Source organism: Paucilactobacillus wasatchensis, from assembly GCF_000876205.1.
Classification (GTDB): Bacteria; Bacillota; Bacilli; order Lactobacillales; family Lactobacillaceae; genus Paucilactobacillus; species Paucilactobacillus wasatchensis.
The window spans coordinates 1-776 of the sequence record NZ_AWTT01000099.1 but is presented as its reverse complement, the minus strand read 5'-3'; the positions used below and the strand labels follow the sequence as shown (position 1 = coordinate 776).

Below are 776 nucleotides of genomic sequence, written 5' to 3'. Positions count from 1 at the left end.
GTATCCTAAGTCTGAAATTGGTAAAGTTTCTGAAGCCGTATGCTGTTCGTTTTATTACTTTGATTTTATTGTTACATCCTTCAACGGGACCATTTGTATAACCCTTATAATCTTTGATGAAACTATTAGATATTTCCTGATAATGTCTTCTCAGAGTGAGCTTGGCACGGTTCATTTCTTTTGGAAATGCTTCATACTGAGGATCATCTTTATCTGGCCATATTTTTTGTTTTAGGAGTTGAGCATCTTGATTTTGAATCACGAACAAAATATCTTGATAAAAGTTGTATGCAGAACGAAGTTCTGGAGAAAGTTGTAAAAGTCTTTGAACAATTTCTTCTGAGGTTAACATGGCTCCTCTAAAATTTCGTCGCCGATAACGATTTGACCTATTTAAATCTGTATTACGTTTAACTATTAACTTCCAAAATTTTGATAGTTGTCGATGTTCTCGTGAATCTTTTTTGAAACCTTTCATTATGCGAATACGTACCTGTTGCAGGGCCGTGTAAGCCTGCACGACTACATGAAAATGATCAGCTAGGATAATTGCATTTGGAAAGACGTTAGCTATGATTGGCCGGTACGGTGAAAATAAGTCAACAGTAACTGTCATGACCGCTTCGCGGGCTTTTCTAGAATATCTAAGAAAGTATTTTTCAAGGCTTTTACCACCTCTGTCAGCTATTACATCAATGGTTCTGTGGTTACTAATGTTAACTAACAAAATACTCATACCACTTTTGGAGAATTTACCAGATTTAAAATCGTCAAAA

1 protein-coding gene is annotated in these 776 nt (G+C 35.4%); it reads right to left on the bottom strand.

Annotated features, from left to right (window positions below; translation table 11 throughout):
- The coding region (locus WDC_RS09280) for an ISL3 family transposase (protein ID WP_044011565.1) at positions 1-776 on the bottom strand (776 nt) is incomplete at both ends.